The 21803-nt window shown below is 46.3% G+C and carries 20 protein-coding genes and 5 tRNA genes; 2 read left to right on the forward strand and 23 right to left on the reverse strand.

Annotated features, from left to right (window positions below; translation table 11 throughout):
• Positions 1 to 63: 63 nt before the first annotated feature.
• The 23 genes from ACMN7X_RS07410 to ACMN7X_RS07520 form a co-directional block, all read right to left on the reverse strand.
• The gene (locus ACMN7X_RS07410; protein WP_418746832.1) at positions 64 to 753 is read right to left on the reverse strand and encodes a FadR/GntR family transcriptional regulator; all 690 of its coding nucleotides are present in this window, start codon (positions 751 to 753) and stop codon (positions 64 to 66) included.
• Positions 754 to 923: 170 nt separating this feature from the next.
• On the reverse strand, positions 924 to 2480 hold the full coding sequence (locus ACMN7X_RS07415) for an L-lactate permease (RefSeq protein WP_418746833.1): 1557 nt from the start codon (positions 2478 to 2480) through the stop codon (positions 924 to 926).
• 202 nt (positions 2481 to 2682) lie between these two features.
• Positions 2683 to 3504 (reverse strand): Rpn family recombination-promoting nuclease/putative transposase, encoded by an 822-nt coding sequence (locus ACMN7X_RS07420; RefSeq protein WP_418746834.1) that lies wholly within the window; start codon positions 3502 to 3504, stop codon positions 2683 to 2685.
• Positions 3505 to 3708: 204 nt separating this feature from the next.
• Positions 3709 to 3780 (reverse strand) — tRNA-Gly (locus tag ACMN7X_RS07425).
• 22 nt (positions 3781 to 3802) lie between these two features.
• Positions 3803 to 3873 (reverse strand) — tRNA-Gly (locus ACMN7X_RS07430).
• A 1-nt stretch (position 3874) separates the two neighbouring features.
• Positions 3875 to 3947: transfer RNA gene (locus ACMN7X_RS07435), tRNA-Phe, on the reverse strand.
• 175 nt (positions 3948 to 4122) lie between these two features.
• Entirely contained in the window at positions 4123 to 6285 is a 2163-nt protein-coding gene (locus ACMN7X_RS07440) for a glucose PTS transporter subunit IIA (protein ID WP_418746835.1), read from the reverse strand.
• 75 nt (positions 6286 to 6360) lie between these two features.
• The gene (locus ACMN7X_RS07445; RefSeq protein ID WP_418746836.1) at positions 6361 to 6783 is read right to left on the reverse strand and encodes a DUF2000 domain-containing protein; all 423 of its coding nucleotides are present in this window, start codon (positions 6781 to 6783) and stop codon (positions 6361 to 6363) included.
• Positions 6784 to 7052: 269 nt separating this feature from the next.
• Positions 7053 to 7138 (reverse strand) — tRNA-Leu (locus ACMN7X_RS07450).
• 4 nt (positions 7139 to 7142) lie between these two features.
• Positions 7143 to 7224 (reverse strand) — tRNA-Tyr (locus ACMN7X_RS07455).
• A 59-nt stretch (positions 7225 to 7283) separates the two neighbouring features.
• Positions 7284 to 9392 (reverse strand): glycoside hydrolase family 13 protein, encoded by a 2109-nt coding sequence (locus ACMN7X_RS07460; RefSeq protein WP_418746837.1) that lies wholly within the window; start codon positions 9390 to 9392, stop codon positions 7284 to 7286.
• A gap of 320 nt (positions 9393 to 9712) precedes the next feature.
• On the reverse strand, positions 9713 to 11551 hold the full coding sequence (gene ftsH / locus ACMN7X_RS07465) for an ATP-dependent zinc metalloprotease FtsH (protein WP_418746838.1): 1839 nt from the start codon (positions 11549 to 11551) through the stop codon (positions 9713 to 9715).
• Between the two features lie 11 nt (positions 11552 to 11562).
• Positions 11563 to 12090, reverse strand: coding sequence for a hypoxanthine phosphoribosyltransferase (hpt, locus tag ACMN7X_RS07470; protein ID WP_418746839.1), 528 nt, complete (start codon positions 12088 to 12090; stop codon positions 11563 to 11565).
• Positions 12023 to 13498 (reverse strand): tRNA lysidine(34) synthetase TilS, encoded by a 1476-nt coding sequence (tilS, locus tag ACMN7X_RS07475; protein ID WP_418746840.1) that lies wholly within the window; start codon positions 13496 to 13498, stop codon positions 12023 to 12025. Before tilS ends, hpt begins: the two co-directional genes overlap by 68 nt.
• 38 nt (positions 13499 to 13536) lie before the next feature.
• Complete coding sequence (locus ACMN7X_RS07480) at positions 13537 to 15417, reverse strand: SpoIIE family protein phosphatase (RefSeq protein WP_418746841.1); 1881 nt, start codon at positions 15415 to 15417, stop codon at positions 13537 to 13539.
• 95 nt (positions 15418 to 15512) lie between these two features.
• Positions 15513 to 15824 carry an FtsB family cell division protein gene (locus ACMN7X_RS07485; RefSeq protein ID WP_418746842.1) on the reverse strand — a complete coding sequence of 104 codons (312 nt, stop codon included), beginning with the start codon at positions 15822 to 15824 and terminating at the stop codon, positions 15513 to 15515.
• Positions 15825 to 15900: 76 nt separating this feature from the next.
• A complete protein-coding gene (yabQ, locus tag ACMN7X_RS07490; RefSeq protein WP_418746843.1) occupies positions 15901 to 16281 on the reverse strand; it encodes a spore cortex biosynthesis protein YabQ in 381 nt (126 codons plus the stop codon).
• A gap of 3 nt (positions 16282 to 16284) precedes the next feature.
• On the reverse strand, positions 16285 to 16569 hold the full coding sequence (gene yabP, locus ACMN7X_RS07495; protein WP_132090222.1) for a sporulation protein YabP: 285 nt from the start codon (positions 16567 to 16569) through the stop codon (positions 16285 to 16287).
• Between the two features lie 72 nt (positions 16570 to 16641).
• A complete protein-coding gene (locus ACMN7X_RS07500) occupies positions 16642 to 16881 on the reverse strand; it encodes an RNA-binding S4 domain-containing protein (RefSeq protein ID WP_418746844.1) in 240 nt (79 codons plus the stop codon).
• 4 nt (positions 16882 to 16885) lie between these two features.
• Positions 16886 to 17164, reverse strand: coding sequence for an HU family DNA-binding protein (locus ACMN7X_RS07505; protein WP_418746845.1), 279 nt, complete (start codon positions 17162 to 17164; stop codon positions 16886 to 16888).
• Positions 17165 to 17195: 31 nt separating this feature from the next.
• A complete protein-coding gene (mazG, locus tag ACMN7X_RS07510) occupies positions 17196 to 18011 on the reverse strand; it encodes a nucleoside triphosphate pyrophosphohydrolase (RefSeq protein ID WP_418746846.1) in 816 nt (271 codons plus the stop codon).
• 197 nt (positions 18012 to 18208) lie between these two features.
• Positions 18209 to 18565 carry a PIN domain-containing protein gene (locus tag ACMN7X_RS07515; RefSeq protein WP_418746847.1) on the reverse strand — a complete coding sequence of 119 codons (357 nt, stop codon included), beginning with the start codon at positions 18563 to 18565 and terminating at the stop codon, positions 18209 to 18211.
• Complete coding sequence (locus ACMN7X_RS07520) at positions 18549 to 18821, reverse strand: type II toxin-antitoxin system RelB/DinJ family antitoxin (protein ID WP_418746848.1); 273 nt, start codon at positions 18819 to 18821, stop codon at positions 18549 to 18551. Before ACMN7X_RS07520 ends, ACMN7X_RS07515 begins: the two co-directional genes overlap by 17 nt.
• 658 nt (positions 18822 to 19479) lie before the next feature.
• Here ACMN7X_RS07520 and larC point away from each other — a divergent pair.
• Both larC and larE read left to right on the forward strand, forming a co-directional pair.
• Positions 19480 to 21006, forward strand: coding sequence for a nickel pincer cofactor biosynthesis protein LarC (gene larC, locus ACMN7X_RS07525; RefSeq protein WP_418746849.1), 1527 nt, complete (start codon positions 19480 to 19482; stop codon positions 21004 to 21006).
• Complete coding sequence (larE, locus tag ACMN7X_RS07530) at positions 21003 to 21794, forward strand: ATP-dependent sacrificial sulfur transferase LarE (protein ID WP_418746850.1); 792 nt, start codon at positions 21003 to 21005, stop codon at positions 21792 to 21794. Before larC ends, larE begins: the two co-directional genes overlap by 4 nt.
• The last annotated feature ends 9 nt before the right edge of the window (positions 21795 to 21803 follow it).

Below are 21803 nucleotides of genomic sequence, written 5' to 3' on the forward strand. Positions count from 1 at the left end.
CGAAAGAACCGCGACGGAGGTCTATGCCCGATTCTTCTTTGAAAACACCTTTTTATTCTACCTTTATTTTGGATTTTCTTCAAGCTCATTCATCGAAAGAAGCATATAACGGTCCACATCAAAATGACGCTTCCCGACTTTCTTGACAGCTTTCACATCCCGGCGTTTAATCGCCTCAATAATCCCTAAATGATCCCGATGAATCGATTTCATGGATTCAGGGAACAGATCTTCCATCAACATGATCCTCTGGCCGCTGGATTCATACAGCGTGTGTACGAGAATCGGAAAAATTTCATTATGCGTTGCCTTTGCAATCTGCATATGAAGTTTCAAATCCAGGTTTCCATACCCGGTCTTTTCATTGAGATTTTTCTCCATCTGCTCATAGATTTTCTCCATGGCTTCAATATCGTCCTCATCCGCATTCAGCGCAGCCTTTTCAAACATCGCCAGTTCCAGAATCTCCCGAACCTCAAGTACCTGCATCTGACTGTGACGGTCCTCATCCAGGATACTCTCAAAATGCTTTGCAAAGCGGGCCTTCTGTTTATCCGTTACATAGGAACCCTTGCCCGGTCGAATCTCGATCAGCCCTCTGTCTCCCAGCAGTACCAGGGCTTCTCTCAGAACATTTCGGCTGACGCCATATTCCTGAACCATCGTCCGCTCCGACGGAAGCTTTTCTCCCACCGACATGCCCTTAATTCTCTCTTCCAGCTTTTTATATATATCTGTATACAGGTAATCCACCCGGTTTCCCCTCCTTCCTCAAGATTTATACCTTACCCCGCGCAGCATCTGGCATACGGGATATAAACTAAGCCCATTTTTTATTTCTATTTGAAATGGCACCAGTATGTACCACACACTGATGCCATTTCTAACATGTATGCTTTATATGCTCTTAATAGCTTTTTTATTTAAAGAACAACACCAACATAGCAGCATACGCAAAGGATAAGCAGATACAGAACACACCATTTAAGTGTTGCGCTCATGATCTTACCATCGGAACCGGCCACACTGATAGCGGCAGCGGCCATTGCGATACTCTGTGGGGAAATCATCTTACCTGCGGTTGCACCTGCGGAGTTTGCAGCTACCAGCCATGCAGGGTCAATGTTCAACTGTCCGGCAATCTCTGTCTGCAGTTTTGCGAACATAACACAAGCAGATGTTGCACTACCTGTAACGAAGCATCCGATACCACCGATGATCGGAGCGATGAATGGATAGAAGCCGCCTGTCAGAGCTACCAAACCATTAGCAAGTTTTGTAACCATGCCGGCATAACCCATCAATTTAGCGATTGCTACGATAAATACTACCGTTGCTACAGCTTTCCAGTATTTCTTAATTGTTGCAACAAATTCAGCGCCAATGTCGCCAATGCTTGCGCCCTGAATCAAACCACCGATAATACCGGCGATGAACATCCACACACCCGGTGTATTGATCCATGCGAAGGATAATGCTCCAGGATTCTCACCTGAATAAATAGTAACTGTTGATTTAATTCCGCCTAAAGCCTGGTTGATCGGAGGAACCAGCTTGGAAGAACCAAGGATGAAGATAACGATCAAAACATAAGGAATCCATGCTTTTGCTACGCTCATCTGAGGCTTGTCAGAAGCTCCGCTTGTCATATCTTCCTTCTTCTCCAGCAGATACTCTTCCGGAATATCACCATTGGACTTACGTCCCATAATAACAACGGCTACTAAGGAAATGATAGCGCCGATCGTAACGGAAAGTTCAGGACCGACAAATGCGGAAATCGCATAAAATGGTACATAGAAGGATACTACGGATACGATCGTAATAGGCATAACACCCTTCAATGCTTTTGGTGATCCGCCAACCAACCATACAATGATGAATGGAGACAGAATACACAAACCTGCAAGCAACAGAGAAGTGTTCGCAGATAAAGGAATCATATCAATTCCCATAGCCTCAAAACCTGCTGTGTTGTAAGCACTGATTGTCGGTGTACCGATAGCACCGAATGCAGGAGATGCTGCATTACCGATCAAACAGATAACAGCGGAAGCGATCGGATCAAATCCAAGACCTACCATCATGGCTGCCGGAATAGCAACGGCTGTACCAAAACCTGCAATACCTTCCATGAAGTTACCGAAACACCATCCAAGGATCAACGCTGCAACACGTTTATCATTGGAAACAGATGCCAGCATGTTCTTGATAACATCCATACCGCCTGTACGTATACTCAGATTGTATACGAACATAGCACCAAACATAATGATACCGATTGGCCAGATAGCAGCCAAAGCGCCTTCTAATGCGCCTGTGCCAACCTCACCGATTGACATACCATATACAGCCAGACATTCAACTGCTGTAATGATGAGACCTATACCACAGGCATTGAAACCTGACATTTTAAAAGCTGTCATAGAGATGATCAGCCATGCAATAGGTATAAGTGCGAGAATAACTTGTAATAACATAACCCTCTCCCTTTCTTTGGTTAAATTTGGTTTTCCCCGGTTCTACCGGTTCTACCAGCGTTATGCTGATATTATAGCACCCTTTATTCAAATTGTCTATAAATTTTTCTTGTTAATTAAATAACTTTTGACAACTTGTACAATAGCGTAAAAAAACAATGGAGACAATGGAAATTATTCCTTTGTCTCCAAAAAATATCTGCTATTCTGTTATCTTTCTCATCTCTTCTTCTGTAAGCTTCGTGATACGCATAATCATTTCATCTGAAAGACCTTCTTTCCGCATATTCAGGGCATCTTCCAGTTTTCCTTCCAGCTTTCCCTCGCTGCGCCCCTTTTCCCTGTCATAATACCTCTCTTCCCATGCCTGCATGTAACGCACACCTACTTCCTCACTGGCTTTCACCTTACACACTCGCTGATGAAGCCGCCGGACTCTTTCACTTTGAGATTTTGCCGCCACTTCATCTGTTGAATTCTTTACATAATGCAGGAACTCTACTAACTCTTCGGATACCTCATCCCCATTCTTCCCCTCCGTACTCAGAAAAATTCGGGTTGCACCGTCTTCCAACTGTAATCCCGGCACTTCCTGGCACTGAGGTAAAAATGTATATTGATATTTTCCATAGCCAAACAGATCAAATGACAGGATGACAATAATGTAAGAGTTATTTAATACGTTGTAATTTGGAATTCCCGGTTCCAATAACGATGTATCCAAAAGAGCCTGATAATATCGGCTGCGCCTCGCCAAATCACTCCTCTGCTCATCCTGCATTTCCGTATTATAAACAGTCTGCTCATCATCCAGGGCAAATACATCCATACGTATAGAACGAATCAAAGGTGACAATCGTGCCTCTTTCTCAGTTTCATTTTGAATAATAGTAGAAATTTTCCGCCCAAAAATGATACTCAGAACATCTTGATGAATTTCTTTGTCCTCCATAACAGCATCAAATAGAAAGCGACTTGTAAGGTTCAATTCTTTTAATGATTTTCTTTTAAATTCGTGTTCCATTCACACCTCTCCTCTATTATAGCGAGTATTTCTCAAAAAAACAATGGGATTTCTAATTAGAAAGATTAAGTGATATATCACAGAAATGTTCTTAAGATAAAATGATTGTAACGCAAAAAATCCCCGGATACAAATACAATGTATCGGGGAACTTCGACATTATCCGACTATTTTTTAACAATATACACCTTTTGCAATAAAAAAAGCGCGAGACGGGATTCGAACCCGCGACCCTCGCCTTGGCAAGGCGATACTCCACCACTGAGCCACTCGCGCATAATATAATATTTGGTTGTACAGCGGGTGATGGGAATCGAACCCACGTATCCAGCTTGGAAGGCTGGTGTTCTACCATTGAACTACACCCGCGTGCCCAGAACCGGAATCGAACCAGTGACACGAGGATTTTCAGTCCTCTGCTCTACCGACTGAGCTATCTGGGCAAATGAAGCTGCAACCAAAGGTTATCCTTTAACAGCAACGAAGATATATTACCATTTTGAAGTATTTTTGTCAAGCATTCTGCTTTATTTTTCCGAATTTTATTTTTCTTTGTTTGTCTTTCATCCATATATACAGAGGGCATCCCTTTTGGGACACCCTCAATACAAATTTTATCTATTTTTCAATCTGAACCTGGAATAAGTCTTCTCCGGCTTTAATCGGGCCGCTGTGAAGCAGCCGCACCTGACTGTTTTCATCAAGCTCAGTGCAAACGATCGGAGAAGCCAGCGACGGCGCGTGCTGTCGGATATAATTCAGATCAACCCGCATCAGTGGTTCGCCCTTTTTAACCAGATCTCCTTCTTTAACCCGCACCTCAAAACCTTCACCGTTCAGAGATACCGTATCAATCCCCACATGGATCAGCAGGGCAATGCCGCTCAAAGTTTTAAATCCCAAAGCATGACGGGTATCAAAAACAAACGATACCGTTCCATCGGCCGGGGCCACAATATCCGGGCCTGTCAATTCAACAAAGGCTCCATCCCCAACCGCACCGCTGGCAAAGCCTTCATCCGGGACTTTGTGAATATCCTCCGCAATTCCCGTATATGGGCTGGCAATAACAATTGTTTCCGATTCTGATTTGGCCGACGGAGATGGCTGTGGGTTTCCCGGCTCCGACATTTTCTCCAGATAATCTTCCAGATGGGATTTAATAACGGTAACTCTCGGCCCATAAATCACCTGCACCCCGTTGCCTTTCTGAATAACGCCGGAAGCCCCTGTTGATTTCAGCACATCTGTTTTAACTTTTGAGGACTGATAGACCGTGCACCTAAGGCGGGTGGCGCAGCAATCCACATCGGAAATATTATCCCGCCCGCCAAGGCCGTCACAGATTCTGGCCGAGATTTCATCATTTTCTGACATACCGCCGGACGCGCTTCCTCCGGATGTATTACCGCTGTTCAGGGCTCCGCCGTCTCTTATACCTTCCCTTTTTCCGCCCCGGCGTTTCTTATCCACATCACTTCGATGGTATAGTTTCACTTCATCGGATATTTCACGCCCCGGCGTTTTCAGATCAAACTTCCGAATCAGGAAAGTAAACAAAAAATAATAAACAATAAAATATACGATGCCGACAATAACAACCCATATCCAATTTGTTTTTGCATTTCCCTGCAGAATTCCAAACAGGAAAAGGTCTATAAAACCGCCGGAAAAGGTCATACCCACGCCGACATTAAAAATGTGCATGAGCATATAGGCTGCACCGGCAAGAACACAGTGAATCGCATACAGGGCCGGAGCCACAAATAAAAAGGTAAACTCGAGAGGCTCTGTGATTCCTGTCAGCATGGAAGTCAAAGCCGCCGACAGTAAAAGTCCTTCAACCGCTTTTCGTTTTTCCGGTCGGGCCGTTTTATACATCGCCAGAGCCGCTCCCGGAAGTCCAAAGATCATCAGCGGGAATTTTCCCGACATAAACCGGGTGGCTGACACGGCAAACTTTTCCACAGAAGGGTCCGCCAACTGGGCAAAGAAAATGTTCTGAGCGCCTTCAACCAGCCGTCCGCCAACTTCCATCGTGCCTCCGACGGCTGTCTGCCAGAATGGCAGATAAAAAACATGATGCAGACCAAAAGGAATCAGGGCCCGTTCCATAATTCCGTAAATCCAGGTGCCGACATAGCCTGAATTGAGTACCACATTGCCCACACTGTAAATGACTCCCTGTATCGGCGGCCAGATATAGTACATCAAAATCCCCACGAGCGTATAGACCAGCGCAGAAATAATCGGTACAAAACGGGTGCCTCCAAAGAAGGATAATACCTGCGGCAGTTCAATCTGATAAAAACGATTATGCAGCGCCGCCACACCCAGGCCGACAATAATTCCGCCAAAAACGCCCATTTGGAGCGACGTAATGCCGACTACCGAAGCAGATGCGCCGGCCAGAAGATTTTCCGTGCCGCCGTTAATCGTAATCATTGCGCTGATCGACGCGTGCATAATAAAAAAAGCAACAGCGGCGGCCAAAGCGGCAACCTCTTTTTCACGCCGGGCCATACCAATTGCCACGCCCATGGCAAATAAAATCGGAAGATTTGCAAAAACAATGTCCCCCGCCTGTTTCATTACTGTAAATACAGCATACAATAAAGTCCCCGGACCCATAATTCCCATAAGGCCGTAGGCATTTAACATAGTTTCATTTGTAAAAGAACCGCCGATACCCAGCAATAAACCGGCGACCGGAAGCAGCGCGATCGGAAGCATGAAGGAACGCCCGACGCGCTGCAAAACACCAAATACTTTATCTTTCATAATATGCCTCCTTGTTACAAGGTATTTTTAACCACAAAGAGACTTTTCATTCATATAAAAGAAAAATGCCGCTTTTTAACGCAGCAACGGCATACTTCCTGTTAATTTATTCACTTTCTTCTTGGCGCCGCAGAGAGCAATTCCCAGATAACTCAGCGACTTCTCCGACGTTTCCGACATCTTCTCTGTAAATTCATCATAGGTTTTACATTTCTGCGCCAAATCCGAAAAATCGACAACCGTTAAATCTTTATATTCGGATTCGTATAACTTTTCCCGGATTTCTTTTATCTTTCCAGATGATGCCCTGAGAATCGGCACCGGAAATTCTATGATCCCCAAATGTTCATACAAACTATCGTCTAATACGTTTTCGCCAACAACCTCCGGCAGAAACTTTCCCAGAGTTATTCCCATTATGGCCGCCGTATTCGCAATCAAGCCTACAGGAAGATTTTCGTCAATCACCATAACACATTTTTCATTTTGAATATCCATTTTCCGCCACTACCTCCAACAAACTTTTTAAAAAGATATTCTTATTGTATTTTCGTTTTTTTCAAAAAGCTTGTAAGATATCTTCATTATATATACCTTATCGTGCGCAGCCTGACGGAGCACGCCCATGCGAAGCATTTGACATACGGGATGCCCGAATGGGTATATCGGCACTTCAGTGACTCAATGATGACTCAACCTTTTTTGTACAAAATTGTACAAAAAAAGAGAAACGCTGTAAATTCAACGTTTCTCTCACTTTTGCAGAGTGCCGGCGACCGGAATCGAACCGGTACGATCGGTTAGGATCGCAGGATTTTAAGTCCTGTGCGTCTGCCAGTTCCGCCACGCCGGCTGAGTGGATGGAGAAGGATTCGAACCTTCGAAGTCGTCGACAACAGATTTACAGTCTGCCCCCTTTGGCCACTCGGGAATCCATCCACAGTTGTCCTGACAGTATATTAATTTAACATATGTCTCTTCAAAATGCAAGTATTTTTTTAGCGTCTTCCCCTGTTTTTTGCCCTGAGAAGCAATCCGCTGTACCTCTCCATGGAAACGCAAAGATAACCCCGCTGAACCGGATACATCATTTCATTTGTATAATAACCGGCTTCATTCGTCCGCATCAAAGTCACCATCTGGGCATCGCTCCGCACGCCCAAAATCCATACCGGAATCCGAATCTCTTTATCCTGTTCATCATTATTTAAAATGGTCACAAACTGCTCATCCCGGCTGAACCGTCCAAACGCCAGCCATTGATAACCGCCGGCAAGGAAACGGTAAGACCCCGTCTTTAACACCTGATTTTCCTTATGAATCCGGATCAGATCCCGATGAAAAGCGATCAGACCTTTATTTTCCGCGCCCCACGGATAAGTCCGGCGGTTATCCGGATCCGTCCATCCGCACAAGCCGGCTTCATCGCCATAATAAATCGTCGGCGCTCCCGGCCATGTCATTTGCAGAAGTACAGCCTCCCGGAAAATACCGTAATTGATATTCTCGCCGGCAGCCGCAGTTCCCACAGTGCCGATCCGCCCTACCCGGTGATTGGTGCGGGTCAAAAATCTCGAATGATCGTGATTTGAAAGTTCATTCATCGCCACATACAGAGATTCGCTGTGAAATGCACTCATATGATAATTCATGGCACTCCGAAAGGCATCCGAATTGCCGTACAGATCCGGGCGATAATCATCACTGTGCTTCTCAACGCCGGTCAGCATCCAAGTCACCGGCTCCATAAAGGCATCATAGTTCATCACCGTATCCCATTCATCCCCCTGAAGCCAGGAGGACGGGTCGCCATAATGCTCCGCCAGAATAAGGGCATCCGGATTGACTTCCTTTACAGCTTTCCGGAAATCTTTCCAGAATCGATGATTAAATTCCTGGCTCAATCCCAAATCCGCAGCCACATCCAAACGCCAGCCGTCAATATTAAATGGCGGCAGCAGCCATTTCCGGGCCACGCCGAGAATATATTCATAAAGCTCCTTTGAACCTTCATAATTTAATTTCGGCAGCGTCTCATGCCCCCACCAGCCGTCATAATCCGCATTATTCGGCCAGTTTTCGCTGTGGAAGGAAAAGAAATTCCGATACGGACTGTCCCCGCTGACATAAGCCCCTTTATCATAATCCGGGTTTTTATCGTAGATGCGTTCCCTGTCCATCCATTTATTAAACGAACCGCAATGATTGAAGACCCCATCCAGAATGATCCGCATACCCCGGCTGTGAATCTCCTGGATCAGCCGCACAAGCAGAGCGTTGCTCGCCTCCAGATTGGCCTTATCTGTTACCCTGGAAATATACCTTGTCGCCTGATCATTATTCATCTCTCCCTCATTCAGACAATCGCCGACGTCATAAACGATTTTTCCATAATGAGGGTCCACATAATCATAATCCTGTATATCATATTTATGATTGGACGGGGAGACAAAAATCGGATTCAAATAGATGACATCAACGCCCAGGCCCTGCAAATAATCCAGCTTATCCATAACGCCCTGCAGATCACCACCGTAAAACCGGCAGACATCATAGGCCTCCGGCAGACTGTTCCAATCCCGGACCTTCCTTGTATATTTCTGAATATAAATATATTCCCTGTCCTCCACATCATTTGTCAGATCGCCATTATAAAAACGGTCCACAAAAATCTGATAAAAAACCGCGCCCTTTGCCCAGTCCGGCGTTTGAAAACCCGGAATAAACTTAAAATCATAATAATCCTGATGCTCACTCTGCACACCATTTTTATTGTAATATAAGACCATCTTGCCCGAAACTATCTCAAAGCAATACGACATACTCTCCTCCGGACAGGGAATTTCAATCTGATAAAAATCAAAGAGCCCCGCCGTCTCCACTTTCCGCATCGGCAGTCTGGCCATACCCATCCGCAAAAAAACCGTGCCTGCATTGTTTTTTCCTGTCCTGAAACGCAAGCGCACCTTGTCATTCAATATCTGTACATAATCCGCAGTCCCATCGGCAAATAAGGCGTCTTTTAAAATTACCGGCTTCACATGTTTTAAATATAAATATCTTTTTTCCGCCTGACTGCATTCCACTTCATTCATCCCAAAAATCATGGCGCCTTCTCCATTCATCACATATTACATATATATAATAAACTCAAGTTAAAATCTCGTCAAGCTTCATACAAAAAGGCATGAAAAAAGGACAGCCTTTCGTTCTGCTGTCCTTTTTCGGAGAAGGTATTTTTTGTTTCTTATGGGGTGTAACAAAAAACTATATAATGTATTGGGGGGGTTTACGTTCTTTATTATAGCGTCACATGTGAAATAAATGTTAACAAACATGATTTTTTTTCAAATGTGTTTTTATGCAATTTGCAAGTATTTTCTATACCTTATCGTCATTTTATTCACTTTAAAGGCAAAAAAGCCTGCTATTTTGTATAATTCGCCTCGCCCGTTTCAAAAAGCGCCTCAAACTCTTCTCTTCCGATCTTTTCTTTTTCAAGAAGCAGCCGGGCACATTTTTCAAGAACATCCCTGTGCTCATTAATAATCTTTCTGGCCTGCTCATGACATTCATCCACAATGCGCTTAACCTCCTGGTCAATCACCGTGGCAATGCCCTCGCCGTAGGCTTTTGTATGGGCCAGATCCCGTCCAATAAATACTTCGTCGTCATCCCCGCCATAATTGATCAAACCAACCTCATCCGACATTCCATACTGGGTAACCATCGCCCGCGCTGTCCGGGTCGCCGACTTAATATCCTGAGCAGCCCCGGTCGTAATATCATCGAAAATCAGTTCCTCGGCCACGCGTCCGCCAAGGGCAACTGTAATATCCTGAATCATGCGGCCTTTTGTATAGAACATTTCATCCTTTTCCGGCAGCGGCATCGTATAACCGGCAGCGCCGACCCCTGTCGGGATAATGGATACGGAATATACCGGTCCCACATCCGGAAGCAGGTGAAATAAAATGGCATGCCCCGCCTCATGATAGGCGGTGATCCGTTTTTCCTTATCGGAAATAATACGGCTCTTTTTCTCAGCCCCGATGCCAACCTTAACAAAAGCCCTCTGAATATCCGATTGAATAATATAAGCACGCCGCTCCTTTGCGGCCATAATGGCTGCTTCATTCATAAGATTTTCCAGATCAGCGCCGGTAAATCCGGCCGTTGTCTGAGCAATCTGATCCAAATCCACGTCATCGCCCAAAGGCTTTCCTTTTGTATGAACCTCCAGAATCTCCCGGCGGCCGCCCACATCCGGCCGGCCAATGCCGACTTTTCTGTCGAATCGTCCCGGACGCAAAATCGCCGGATCCAGAATATCTACACGGTTTGTCGCCGCCATAACGATAATTCCCTGGTTGACACCAAAACCATCCATCTCCACGAGAAGCTGATTCAATGTCTGCTCTCTCTCATCATGGCCGCCGCCCATGCCCGTACCCCGGCGCCGGGCTACCGCATCAATCTCATCTATAAAAACAATACATGGCGCATGCTTCTTGGCGTCCTCAAACAGATCACGGACACGGGAAGCACCCACACCGACAAACATTTCCACAAAGTCAGAGCCGGAAATACTGAAAAACGGCACACCCGCTTCCCCGGCCACCGCTTTTGCCAGCAATGTCTTACCTGTTCCCGGAGGGCCCACAAGAATAACTCCCTTCGGAATACGCGCGCCCAACTCGGTGTAACGCTTCGGATTTTTGAGGAAATCCACAACTTCCTGAAGTTCCTCTTTTTCCTCTTTCAATCCGGCAACCTTTTTAAAGGTCGTCTCCTTAGCCGTCTCATCCGACATTTTGGCACGGCTCTTGCCAAAATTCATCATCTTCGAATTCGAACCGCCCTGCTGGCTGTTGATGAACGAAAACAAAAATACAAGGAATACAACACCTAATCCAAGAGGCGCCGCATTCTTCTCAAGCCAGTTCTCACGCTTTGCATCCGTGACAAACCAGTTCTCCAGATCATGTTCCAATAATATAGCCTTTACTTCATTAACATCAGTGACATAACACCGGGTTGTACCGCCCTCTTTCCATGCAACCTCCAGCGACCCCGTCGGCACTTCGTTATTCGGAATGATCGCAATTCTTTCGATGTCATCCGACCGGTTTTCAATATCCTGCAGAAATTGCGGATACGTATAATTTCCGGCCGTGTCCAGCAGCAGATCGCCATAAAAAACGACAGCCAGAACGACAACAAGCAGAACGATCGGCCAGATTCCCAATCCTCTTTTTCTATTCAACTGACAACCTCCTATTCATCAAATACGACAGATCCGATAAAAGGCAGATTACGGTATTTCTGATCATAATCCAGACCATAACCTACAACAAATTCGTCTGGAATCACGAAGCCGGTATAGTCCACATGGACATCTGCCACACGGCGTTCCGGTTTGTCAAGAAGCGTACAGATACGAATGTTTTTCGGCTGTCTCTTATATAAAATTTCCACCAGATAGTGGAGTGTATTTCCCGAGTCGATAATATCTTCCACAATTAATACATTTTTGCCCTCCAGAGGCTCGTCCAAATCCTTAATAATCTTTACGGCGCCGGATGAAACGGTTCCGCTCCCATAACTTGACACAGAAAGGAAGTCCATAGATACCGGCACAGAAATCCGTTTTGCCAGTTCACACATGAAAAATACGCCGCCCTTCAGCACACAGATCAAATGTACATCTTCTCCGGCATAATCCTTACTAATCTGCTCACCCAGTTCTTGAATCCGGGTATCGACTTCTTTCTCCGTTAACAATACTTTGATATTGTCTTCCATTGCTCTTTTCTCCTTTTATCTCTGCGACCAGCACTCGCTTTGTCCCGCCGGTCACTTTATAGTTATCACTGATCCGATGCCCCATGATCCAGAGAACATGACTTCCGTCAGCGAGCAGCAGCATCTGTTCCCGCTCATCTCTCGGAATTTTCTCATCGATCATCCACCGTTTCAGAAGCTTTCGGTGGCCTTGCCCATCCAATGTGATGAAGTCCCCATTTTCCCGGGTTCTCACCGCCAGACCATTCTTTATTTTATCATAATCAAACCATTTCGTATACCGATTTATGGGAATTTCTTCATTTTTAAATGTCTCTTTGACAGTCAGTTCAACAACGATCCCCGGTCCGGGAAGCCTGTAACTGCCCGGCGCTTTCACATCGATGCAAATGCTCTCCGGCCGCTTCGCCTCTCCGGCCGTCTCCCTTTTTATGGAAATGCCCTCATAGGTACGAACCGCCTGGAGCTGATAAGGCAAATGGCATCTCCGGCCTACAGGTTTGTCCAAAAGCCCGCGTATCATCTCCACATGTTCTCGCTCCACATCCTTTAGCTTCCCCGCGGCGACGCCGATGGCGCGCCGGATAATTTCCCTTTGTATGACCACATCCAGCCGGCGGAAGGCATCGCTGTGTATGGCGGCGCAGGAGGAATCCTTTCCCACAGTTACACAGGCGTCAAAGCCCTGTTCTCCCTGACGGTCGATATACTCCGATATATCCTTCAAAAGTCCGGCCATCTCCTGTATATGCTGCCCCGCCGCAGGATTTATATTCTCCTGAATATAAGGAAGGACATGATTTCGTATTTTATTCCTTGTATAGACATCCGTCAGGTTCGTTTCATCCGTCCGCCACGCTATTCCCTTTTCCTGAAGATATTTCTCAATTTCTCCCCGGCTGACGCACAGCAGCGGCCTTATGATCACATCCCGTACCGGCGGAATTCCTGTCAGCCCCTTGAGACCGGTCCCCCGGAACAGGTTAAACAGCACCGTTTCACAGGTGTCCTCCTGCTGATGGGCCACCGCGATCCGCTGCGCCCCGACCTCTCTGCGAACTTTTTCAAAGCATTGGTAACGATAATAACGTCCCGCTTCCTCCTGGGACATTCCCTCTTTCCGGGCAAAACGCTTCAGATCCACATGGAAACTATAACACGGAACATCCTTCTCCCTGCAGACGTCTTCCACATAGGACTGGTCCCCATCGGCAGCCTGTCCGCGGACGCCGTGATTCACATGCACAACAACAAGGGATAAATGAAAATATTCAGCCAGCTCATACAGCACCGCAAGCAATCCCATGGAATCCGCGCCTCCGGAAACACCGACAACGATTTTCTGTCCTTCTTCCACCATATGATATTCCTGCATATATTCACTGACTTTCTGCACCAGATTATTCATTCCCAACGCTCCTTTTCTATATCCAATCAATAAACGCATCATAACACAGCCACTGACTTCTTACAAATCGTACAAACAAGAACCGTCATATCATCCTGCTGCACTTCCCCCGGCTGATCCAGGGCTTCATTCAAAATCTCCGATGCCATTGCATTTGGATTTATCAGATCCATCTCCGAAAGCAGATCGCATACGGTTTCATTTCCATGACTGAAACGGTTGATCACTCCATCGGTTACCATAACAATAACATCGCCATCAAATAAATTTCTGCTGAGACCTTCACAGTCCATCTCCGGAAACACGCCCATCGGAAGCGATCCCGACGTCACACATTCCACTTTTTCTCCCCGCTTTATAAATGTGGAGGAGGCGCCAACTTTTATAAATTCACAAATTCCGCTGTAAAGATCTATAACACTCAGATCCATCGAAGAAAACAACTGTCTGTCCCCATGAAACATCATCACAGAATTGATCATCCTCAGCGCCGAACGCCGGGCAAACCCTGTATCCACCATCTGTTCCAGAAGATTTATCATTAATTCACTTTCCTCTTTTGCCTTTTCACCGCTGCCCATGCCATCGGATAAGGACATGAGAACCTGTCCCGAATCCAGATATATGAAAGCGTAACTATCCCCGCTGACCGGTTCGCCCTCCTTTGGCCGTCGGGCTATCCCCTGAATGATTCGATACCGGGTGTCTTCCACCAGCTCATATACACTGAATTTGCGGCTCACCACGCCGGGGCTGTCCTTTTCCGGTATAAACCGCTGTCCCGCCGTCTCACTGACGATCTCTGCCAGCTCTTTGACCGTCATACAGCGTCCCCGGCGGACTCTGGCCAGCAGATAAATTTTCTGCCGCCGCCCATGACTGCCCTCATCTGTCACTGAAATTTTTTTTATCTTCAGCCGCTTTTTTTCCAGCTTATGCACAAGTACATCGGAAAGCTTTTTTGAATTCTCTTTTCTTTCAGACAACTCCAGGGAAAGGTCGTCCATAATTTCAGCAATCTCACCCATCTGACCGGCAAAGGCCAGACGATTTTCATTGATCCGATTCTGCCATCGGAGATTCATACTTGCCATCTGCATGACCCGGTTTGTCTCTTTCAGAAAACCGTCAATATTTATACATCGGCGCCGGAAGCTGGCCGGCACCTGTTTTCGTTCCACCTGCCCGTGTTCCGAAAATATATGGAGCAGATTATAAGCTGAATGACATGTATCATAATATTCTTTTTCCCAGCAGTGCTCCCGCCGGCCGCAGGACGCACACATGTTTTCTGTCACCTCTGAAAACGCCTGTGCCACCTCGCCCTCCGACAAACTTTCCTTTTCGGGTATCTCATTAGTCAGCATATGCGACAGCTTCCGAAAAGATGCCGCCATATCTCCCAACCGGCACCGGATAAAGTTTTCCTCATTTTCCTCCTCCGCCATCGGGACTTCTCTGGCGGTCTCTTTCAGAAAAACTTTCATAATATTGTAAAACAGGGCAAAAGCAGCAGCTCCAAAAACTGCCTCTATGGCCCCGAATCTCAGCTGGCGCACCGCGGCTTCCAAAGTAACTCCCTCCCGGGCCAGCCCGTAGCCTATGTCGGCGGATAAAATTAAAAGACTTAACATCAGTAGCATTTCATGCTGGCTGACCCAAGCCTTTTTCCATTCCAGTATATAAGTTATGAGCATAATGCCGATCAATATGCCCAAATATTTTAGCAGCATGTTCTGCGGTATTCCCGCCGCCATACCTATAAGTGATATCACCGGCAGCAGACTGCGGTGCTCCGGCCACATGTACGCCGCGCCAAAATAGGCTATCCCAAACGGATTCATCATCCCGGATACCGGCTGCTGCAAAAAGCCGCTCAGCAGTATGACCATCCATTGCCGAATATGGACTCGTTTCATTTTTATCCCTCCCACAAGTGCCTGTCTTCAGACATTAACATCCTATGTCGGAAGGACATCCTTATTGCCCACAATCCATCGACATTTGCCGTCCGCTATTCCTGATTCTTCTTAAAGATAATATCATCCGGCCCCGCCAAACCAAGCTTTTCTCTGGCCAGCTCTTTATAATACTCATCCGAGTTCATATAAGTTTCCTTATTCTCCAGAGCAGCTTTCAATTCGGTCTGCTCCTCAATCTGTGTCTGAAGCTCATCCACAGACGTTCTATATCCATCCAATTTATCCTTCAGTTTAAAACTGTTATACATAAGAACAACGCATAATATAAGAACAACGCAGGCAATAACTGCCATCCCGCCGTGATTACGCCGCCGAACTCTTCGTCTTACTGTTTTATTTGCCATATCTCTCCACCTGAAATTTTCATAATAAATGAATAGTCATTTATGTTTAACATTGTACCTTTTTCCTCAAAATATTTCAATGGTTATTCTCCGAATTCTTTCGAAATTTTCTTAAAAGAGACAAAATCCCGGAAAACAACCGAAAAAAAGGCTTCAATATCCAACAAATTATCGCCCTGTACACAGGGCTTATGGTTTTCAGATAAAAAATACTCCCAACAAGCAGCCCGGCGATCGTAAAGCTTCGGATCTCCCCCCGATTATATGTGAACAAAAGATAAAACAAAAGAATGGTCATCGCCGCCCAATAAAATATATCCTCCGTGTTTATCCAGAACAGGGAATGGCGGATAAGCTCTCTCAGGATTCGAAATCCATCATAAATCAGGCACATGCCTATCCCCCAGAAAACGGCCATAAAAAACAGATAAAACTGGCTTTGAACCTCCGCACTCATCGGCTAACGGAACAGACGTCCAAAACCCTTTTCAGGATTTTTAGGAAGCTTCTGACTATTTGAATAGATCAGACTGTCCACATGGCCGTCGATATGCACCTCGCCTTTCTCCAGGGTCAGATGATTTACATGCAGGTCTTCACCCCGGATCATTAACAGGCCCTCCTCCGTATCCATAACAATCTCGTTCGTATCAAAGGAAAGGACATCCAGCACCCCTGTCATCTGGGCATTGCTTCGATTGAACAGCGACAGCTTATGATTTTTCCCCCCAAGCCTTTCATCCATAAAAAAGCCTCCCCACATACTCAGATTACGTTAAGTTAATCTAAATATATGGAAAGGCCCGATATAATATTCTTATAAATACCTGAACATTTCTTTTGCTTCTTCCTTACGCACCGTCTCCGCAACATTAAGCACTTCGACTTTGACGTTTCGGGTTCCAAAGCTGATTTCAATGATGTCTCCCGCTTTCACTCCGACTCCGGCCTTGGCCACCTTGCCGTTCACAGATACCCTTCCCGCATCACAGGCTTCATTGGCCACCGTCCGGCGCTTAATCAACCGGGAAACCTTTAAAAACTTATCTAAACGCATCGGATTATTTGTTGTTTACAAGGTCTTTTAAAGCTTTACCGGCTTTGAATTTCGGAGCTTTGGATGCTTCGATCGTCATGGATTCACCAGTCTGAGGATTTCTTCCTTCTCTGGCAGGTCTTTCGCTGACTTCAAATGTTCCAAAACCAACCATCTGAACCTTCTCACCTTTTTTAAGTTCTTCACCAACAATATCTACAAAAGCCTTTACTGCCTTTTCTGCGTCTTTCTTGGATAATTCTGCCTGTTCCGCAATTGCTGCAATTAATTCTGTTTTGTTCATTCTTAATACTCCTCCTTAAAATTCCCTTTCTTTAAACATCAACATCTTTCCGATGTTTAACTTCATTCCAAAGTTCGTCCATCTCATCGATGGTCATATGTTTGAGTCTCAACCCACGCTTTTCAGCAGTTCCCTCAATATATTCAAATCTATTTATAAACTTTTCCGTTGCATTTGTCAAGGCATTTTCAGCATTTACGTTTAAAAAGCGGGACAAATTAAGGACTGAAAACATTAAATCTCCAAATTCCTCAAAGACATCCTCCGGCCGCCCTTTTTCCGCAGCCTCCATAACCTCCTGAAGTTCTTCGGTCACCTTTCCGGCCGCCTGACGGTAATCTTCAAAATCGAAACCCACTTTGGCCGCCTTCTTCTGAACCTTCGCCGCCCGCATATTTGCAGGGAGGGATTTGGCCACCCGTTTCATTCCCTGGGTGATCGTTTCTTCATGCTTCTCCTCCTGCTTAATCGCCTCCCAGTTGTCCAACACCTGTTCCGGCGTATCCGCCTTCACCGTGCCGAAAACATGAGGATGCCGATGGATCATTTTCTCTGAAATGCCCTGAATAACGTCATCCATCGTAAATCGTCCCTCTTCTTCGGCAATCCGGGCATGCAGAACAATATGCATCAGCACATCTCCCAATTCCTCACAGAGATTGCTGTCATCCCCGGTCTCCTGATAAATGTCAATGCCCTCCACAACCTCATAGGCTTCCTCAAGCATGCCGTCTCTCAGACTTTGATGGGTCTGCACCCGGTCCCACGGACAGCCGTCCTCCGCCCGGAGCCGTGCCATGATATGTTTAAAATCTTCAAATGAATATATTGTTTTTTTATCTTCCATGTTTTCTACTCCCTTCGCCGGAATATCCCATACTTTGTCGCGCGGAGCTTGACGTAGCGCGCCCATGCGTAGCATCTGACATCCGGGATGCCCGAATGGGTATACCTTATCGCGCGGAGCTTGACGTAGCGCGCCCATGCGTAGCATCTGACATCCGGGATGCCCGAATGGGTATACAAAGTGCTTCTGCAATATTCCTACAGCATCCTATTCAGTTTTTTATCAAAACTTATGACTTCATCCCCCAATATCCTGTGTCTGGCTATCAGAATGCAGTCCACAAAATCAAGAGACGTTTCTGAGAATAATGACAGTGCTTCGCACATAGTTTCCTGATTATCAATACTGATTTCATCCAGAAATTCAATCAGCGTTTTTGCTATTTCTGTGCGTTCCACCTGATATACACCTTTCAGAACATATACCACTTCTGCAAGAACTTCGGGCAGCGTAAATGCTCCGTCTTCAATTACCTTTTTTGCCTCTTCCGACATTTTGGGATGATCTCCAAGAAGATATCGCAGGATCACATTTGTATCAATCAACTTTTTCATACTTTTCTACCATTGCCCTCTCATATGCGCCTTCCTCCTGCTCCCTTTTTACCGGATCTGCATATTTAGAAAGCCTGCCATATGTGTTTCTGTGGTTTGCAGATATCACGAATGGCATCCCATTTTCCAACACGCTTTGTTTCGCAAAAATCCGTACTGCCTCCGCAAAAGAAGTCCCCAATTCCCGGTATAAAGCTTCTGCCTTTTCTTTCAGATCCGCATCCATTCGAACCTGTAATGTCGCTTCTTTAGCCATAGTGCCACCTCCCATTTGTAATACAAACGTACTACAAACTTTTCTTTTTGTCAATAGTATATTCTGTACCTTTAATATTATCAAAATTCCTGCAAAGTGACTTTCCGTCTCCACAATTTCCCTCTGGAGCACATCATGCTGGTTCTGACTATTCTCCTCTCTCGTCAGTGCGTTATTTGCATGCTGACCTGCCAGCTTCAAGGCATCTAGTTTCTCTTTTGTTTCACTAATAACATGGGCCAGAAGTTTCTGCTTCTAGACCATCAAATCCGTGTTGCCGAAGTCCAGCTTCAGGAGCCTGTTCCCATCCTTAAGCTGACTCTGCATATCCCGGATTCCTTGTTTATTATCACAACAGAATCTGTAGATATCGCATAATCCACAATCAAATCTAAATTTTTTGTAGTTTTTCTTTTGTTGGTAGTTTTACTTTTTTTCATTATCTCTATCTGGTGTCTCCATATCTTTTCTCCCAGTTGACCTTTTCACTACCAATCATAGTAGAAAAAGGCTGTTTTAGCAATCAGAACCGCTCCACATCTACCTGCACTTTTCTGGCAGCCACCGGCATTGGCTGTTAAGTTGCCCTCCGCCGGTTTTTATGTTAATATTTATCCATGCACTTAAAAAGTACACTGGCAGGAAAGGGGTAATTATTATGCGAAATAAAACGTTATATCTTGAATGTTTCTCAGGTATCAGCGGCGATATGGCCGTTGCTTCTCTGATCGACCTGGGCGTTGAGCACGACCGCCTTTTAAAGGCCTTAGACAGCCTCCATTTAGACGGTTATAAAGTAAAAATATCACGGGTAAATAAATCCGGCATCGATGCCTGCGACTTTGATGTCATTCTGGATGATGCCCATGCAAACCATGATCATGACATGGAATATCTCCACGGAAATCCTCACCATGAGCACGTTCATGAACATCATCATGAGCATGAACATTCCCATGAACATCCCCATGAGCATGGACATTCCCACGAGCATGAACATTCCCATGAGCATGGACATACACATCGGAATCTGGAGAGTATTCAGGCCATTATCAACAGCAGCGGCCTTACCCGCCAGGCGAAAGTCACCGCTTTAAAAATTTTCCAGATTATTGCCGAAGCCGAGGCAAAGGCTCACAATAAACCGCTGAATGAAGTTCATTTTCATGAGGTCGGCGCGGTGGATTCCATTGTCGATATTGCGGCGCTGGCTGTTTGCCTGGATGCTTTAGACATTAAAGATGTGATTGTCTCCGAACTGTATGAAGGACAGGGAACGGTTCGCTGCCAGCACGGTATCCTGCCGATTCCGGTTCCGGCGGTTGCCAATATTGTATCGACTTATCAGCTTCCGATACACCTTATGAATATTCAGGGAGAATTTGTCACGCCGACAGGGGCTGCCATCGCCGCCGCACTGGGCTGCGGCCGAAAACTTCCGGAACATTTCCGCATTATTAAAACCGGTATCGGGGCCGGCAAGCGGGAATATGAAAAAGCAAGTATCCTCCGGGCAATGCTCATCGAGGATTTGGACGCGGCGCCGGACAATGCCATATCGGATGACGCCGCCTCGCCGGTAGGCTTTGAAATCGCCTTGAACACAGAAAAACGTCCGGCCACTGTCAAACCGAAGGATCGCGAGCTTGGTTCCGCCAAACGTGAGGTGGATCTGGAACCTATCTGGAAGATAGAAGCCAACCTGGATGATTGTTCCGGAGAGGCTGTCGCCTTTGCCTTCAACCAGCTTTTTGAAGCCGGAGCCCAGGACGTTTACACCGTCCCGATATATATGAAGAAAAACCGCCCGGGAATAATTCTCACCGTTCTCTGCCGGGAGTCTCTGATCGCAAGGATGGAAGATGTTCTCTTTACTCACACAACAACGATCGGCCTGCGGAAATATCCTGTAGAACGAACAATTCTCCCGAGGGAGATCCGGGCTATCGACACCCCTTGGGGCAAAGCCCATGTAAAATATTCCACCTGGAAAGGGCATATCTACGCTTATCCGGAAAATGACGATGTGGCAGCTATCGCCGAAAAGAATCATCTGAGTTTCCCGGAGGTCTACACTATCATTAAAACGATTGCCTACGATATGTACGGCAGCCGCTCCGGCACAATGGCTGAACACAAAGCGATCGACTGCAAAAAGGCCCTGCCGGAAGGGGAAAACAAATGAAAACTTTAATCGACTATTTTATTCCCCATGTGGATGAGGGAATCTGCATGGCTTTTTCCGGCGGTGTAGACAGCAGCGTGCTCCTCGCTGCTGCCTGCCGGGCCGCCAGGGCCGCCGATTCCGGCAAACCGATTCTGGCTGTGACCTTTGCGACCCGGCTTCACCCGCAGGGTGACACCGCCGAGGCTGAGGCCCTCGCCCGCTCACTGGGCGCCCTGCATCGTATTATTGAAATCGACGAATTCTCCGACAGCCGCATTGTGGCAAACCCGAAAAACCGCTGCTACCTGTGCAAATCGCTGCTTTTCCGGTCACTGCTGCAGACCGGGCAGGAGGCCGGATATACCTTTTTCTGCGAAGGCTCGAATGTGGATGACACAAAGGTTTACCGCCCGGGCCTCCGGGCCATCCGTGAAGCCGGCGTCCACAGTCCGCTCATCGACTGCGGGCTGACAAAGGCCGACATTCGAAAGCTTGCCGCCGAGGCGGGACTTTCCACCGCCGGCAAGCCATCGACCCCCTGTATGGCCACCCGGCTTCCCTATGACACGCCTTTTGATTATGAATTACTCGACAGGCTTCACCGGGGAGAAGCATGGCTGAGGGACCTCGGCTTTTATAATGTCCGCCTTCGCTTCCACGACCCTGTGCTGAGAATAGAAATTGATAAAAAAGATTTTAACCGGTTTATGGAACAACATGAAGGGATCGTAAAAGCTATGAAGGATCTCGGCTTCAGATACATCACGCTGGACTTAGAAGGCTTCCGTTCCGGGAGCATGGATTAAATTAAGACA

Origin of the sequence: Frisingicoccus sp. (assembly GCF_048388605.1) — a bacterium.
Lineage (GTDB): Bacteria > Bacillota > Clostridia > Lachnospirales > Lachnospiraceae > Frisingicoccus.

Coding starts and splice junctions, on each gene's coding strand:
- larC (WP_418746849.1), top strand. CDS start 19,480: ATGCGAAATAAAACGTTATATCTTGAATGTTTCTCAGGTATCAGCGGC.
- hpt (WP_418746839.1), bottom strand. CDS start 12,090: ATGGAAGACAATATCAAAGTATTGTTAACGGAGAAAGAAGTCGATACC.
- ACMN7X_RS07505 (WP_418746845.1), bottom strand. CDS start 17,164: ATGAACAAAACAGAATTAATTGCAGCAATTGCGGAACAGGCAGAATTA.
- ACMN7X_RS07415 (WP_418746833.1), bottom strand. CDS start 2,480: ATGTTATTACAAGTTATTCTCGCACTTATACCTATTGCATGGCTGATC.
- ACMN7X_RS07515 (WP_418746847.1), bottom strand. CDS start 18,565: ATGAAAAAGTTGATTGATACAAATGTGATCCTGCGATATCTTCTTGGA.
- larE (WP_418746850.1), top strand. CDS start 21,003: ATGAAAACTTTAATCGACTATTTTATTCCCCATGTGGATGAGGGAATC.
- ACMN7X_RS07420 (WP_418746834.1), bottom strand. CDS start 3,504: ATGGAACACGAATTTAAAAGAAAATCATTAAAAGAATTGAACCTTACA.
- ACMN7X_RS07485 (WP_418746842.1), bottom strand. CDS start 15,824: ATGGCAAATAAAACAGTAAGACGAAGAGTTCGGCGGCGTAATCACGGC.
- yabP (WP_132090222.1), bottom strand. CDS start 16,569: ATGGATGAAAGGCTTGGGGGGAAAAATCATAAGCTGTCGCTGTTCAAT.
- ACMN7X_RS07460 (WP_418746837.1), bottom strand. CDS start 9,392: ATGATTTTTGGGATGAATGAAGTGGAATGCAGTCAGGCGGAAAAAAGA.
- mazG (WP_418746846.1), bottom strand. CDS start 18,011: ATGGAAGATAAAAAAACAATATATTCATTTGAAGATTTTAAACATATC.
- tilS (WP_418746840.1), bottom strand. CDS start 13,498: ATGAATAATCTGGTGCAGAAAGTCAGTGAATATATGCAGGAATATCAT.
- ACMN7X_RS07500 (WP_418746844.1), bottom strand. CDS start 16,881: ATGCGTTTAGATAAGTTTTTAAAGGTTTCCCGGTTGATTAAGCGCCGG.
- ACMN7X_RS07440 (WP_418746835.1), bottom strand. CDS start 6,285: ATGAAAGATAAAGTATTTGGTGTTTTGCAGCGCGTCGGGCGTTCCTTC.
- ACMN7X_RS07445 (WP_418746836.1), bottom strand. CDS start 6,783: ATGGATATTCAAAATGAAAAATGTGTTATGGTGATTGACGAAAATCTT.
- ACMN7X_RS07520 (WP_418746848.1), bottom strand. CDS start 18,821: ATGGCTAAAGAAGCGACATTACAGGTTCGAATGGATGCGGATCTGAAA.
- ACMN7X_RS07480 (WP_418746841.1), bottom strand. CDS start 15,417: ATGAAACGAGTCCATATTCGGCAATGGATGGTCATACTGCTGAGCGGC.
- yabQ (WP_418746843.1), bottom strand. CDS start 16,281: ATGAGTGCGGAGGTTCAAAGCCAGTTTTATCTGTTTTTTATGGCCGTT.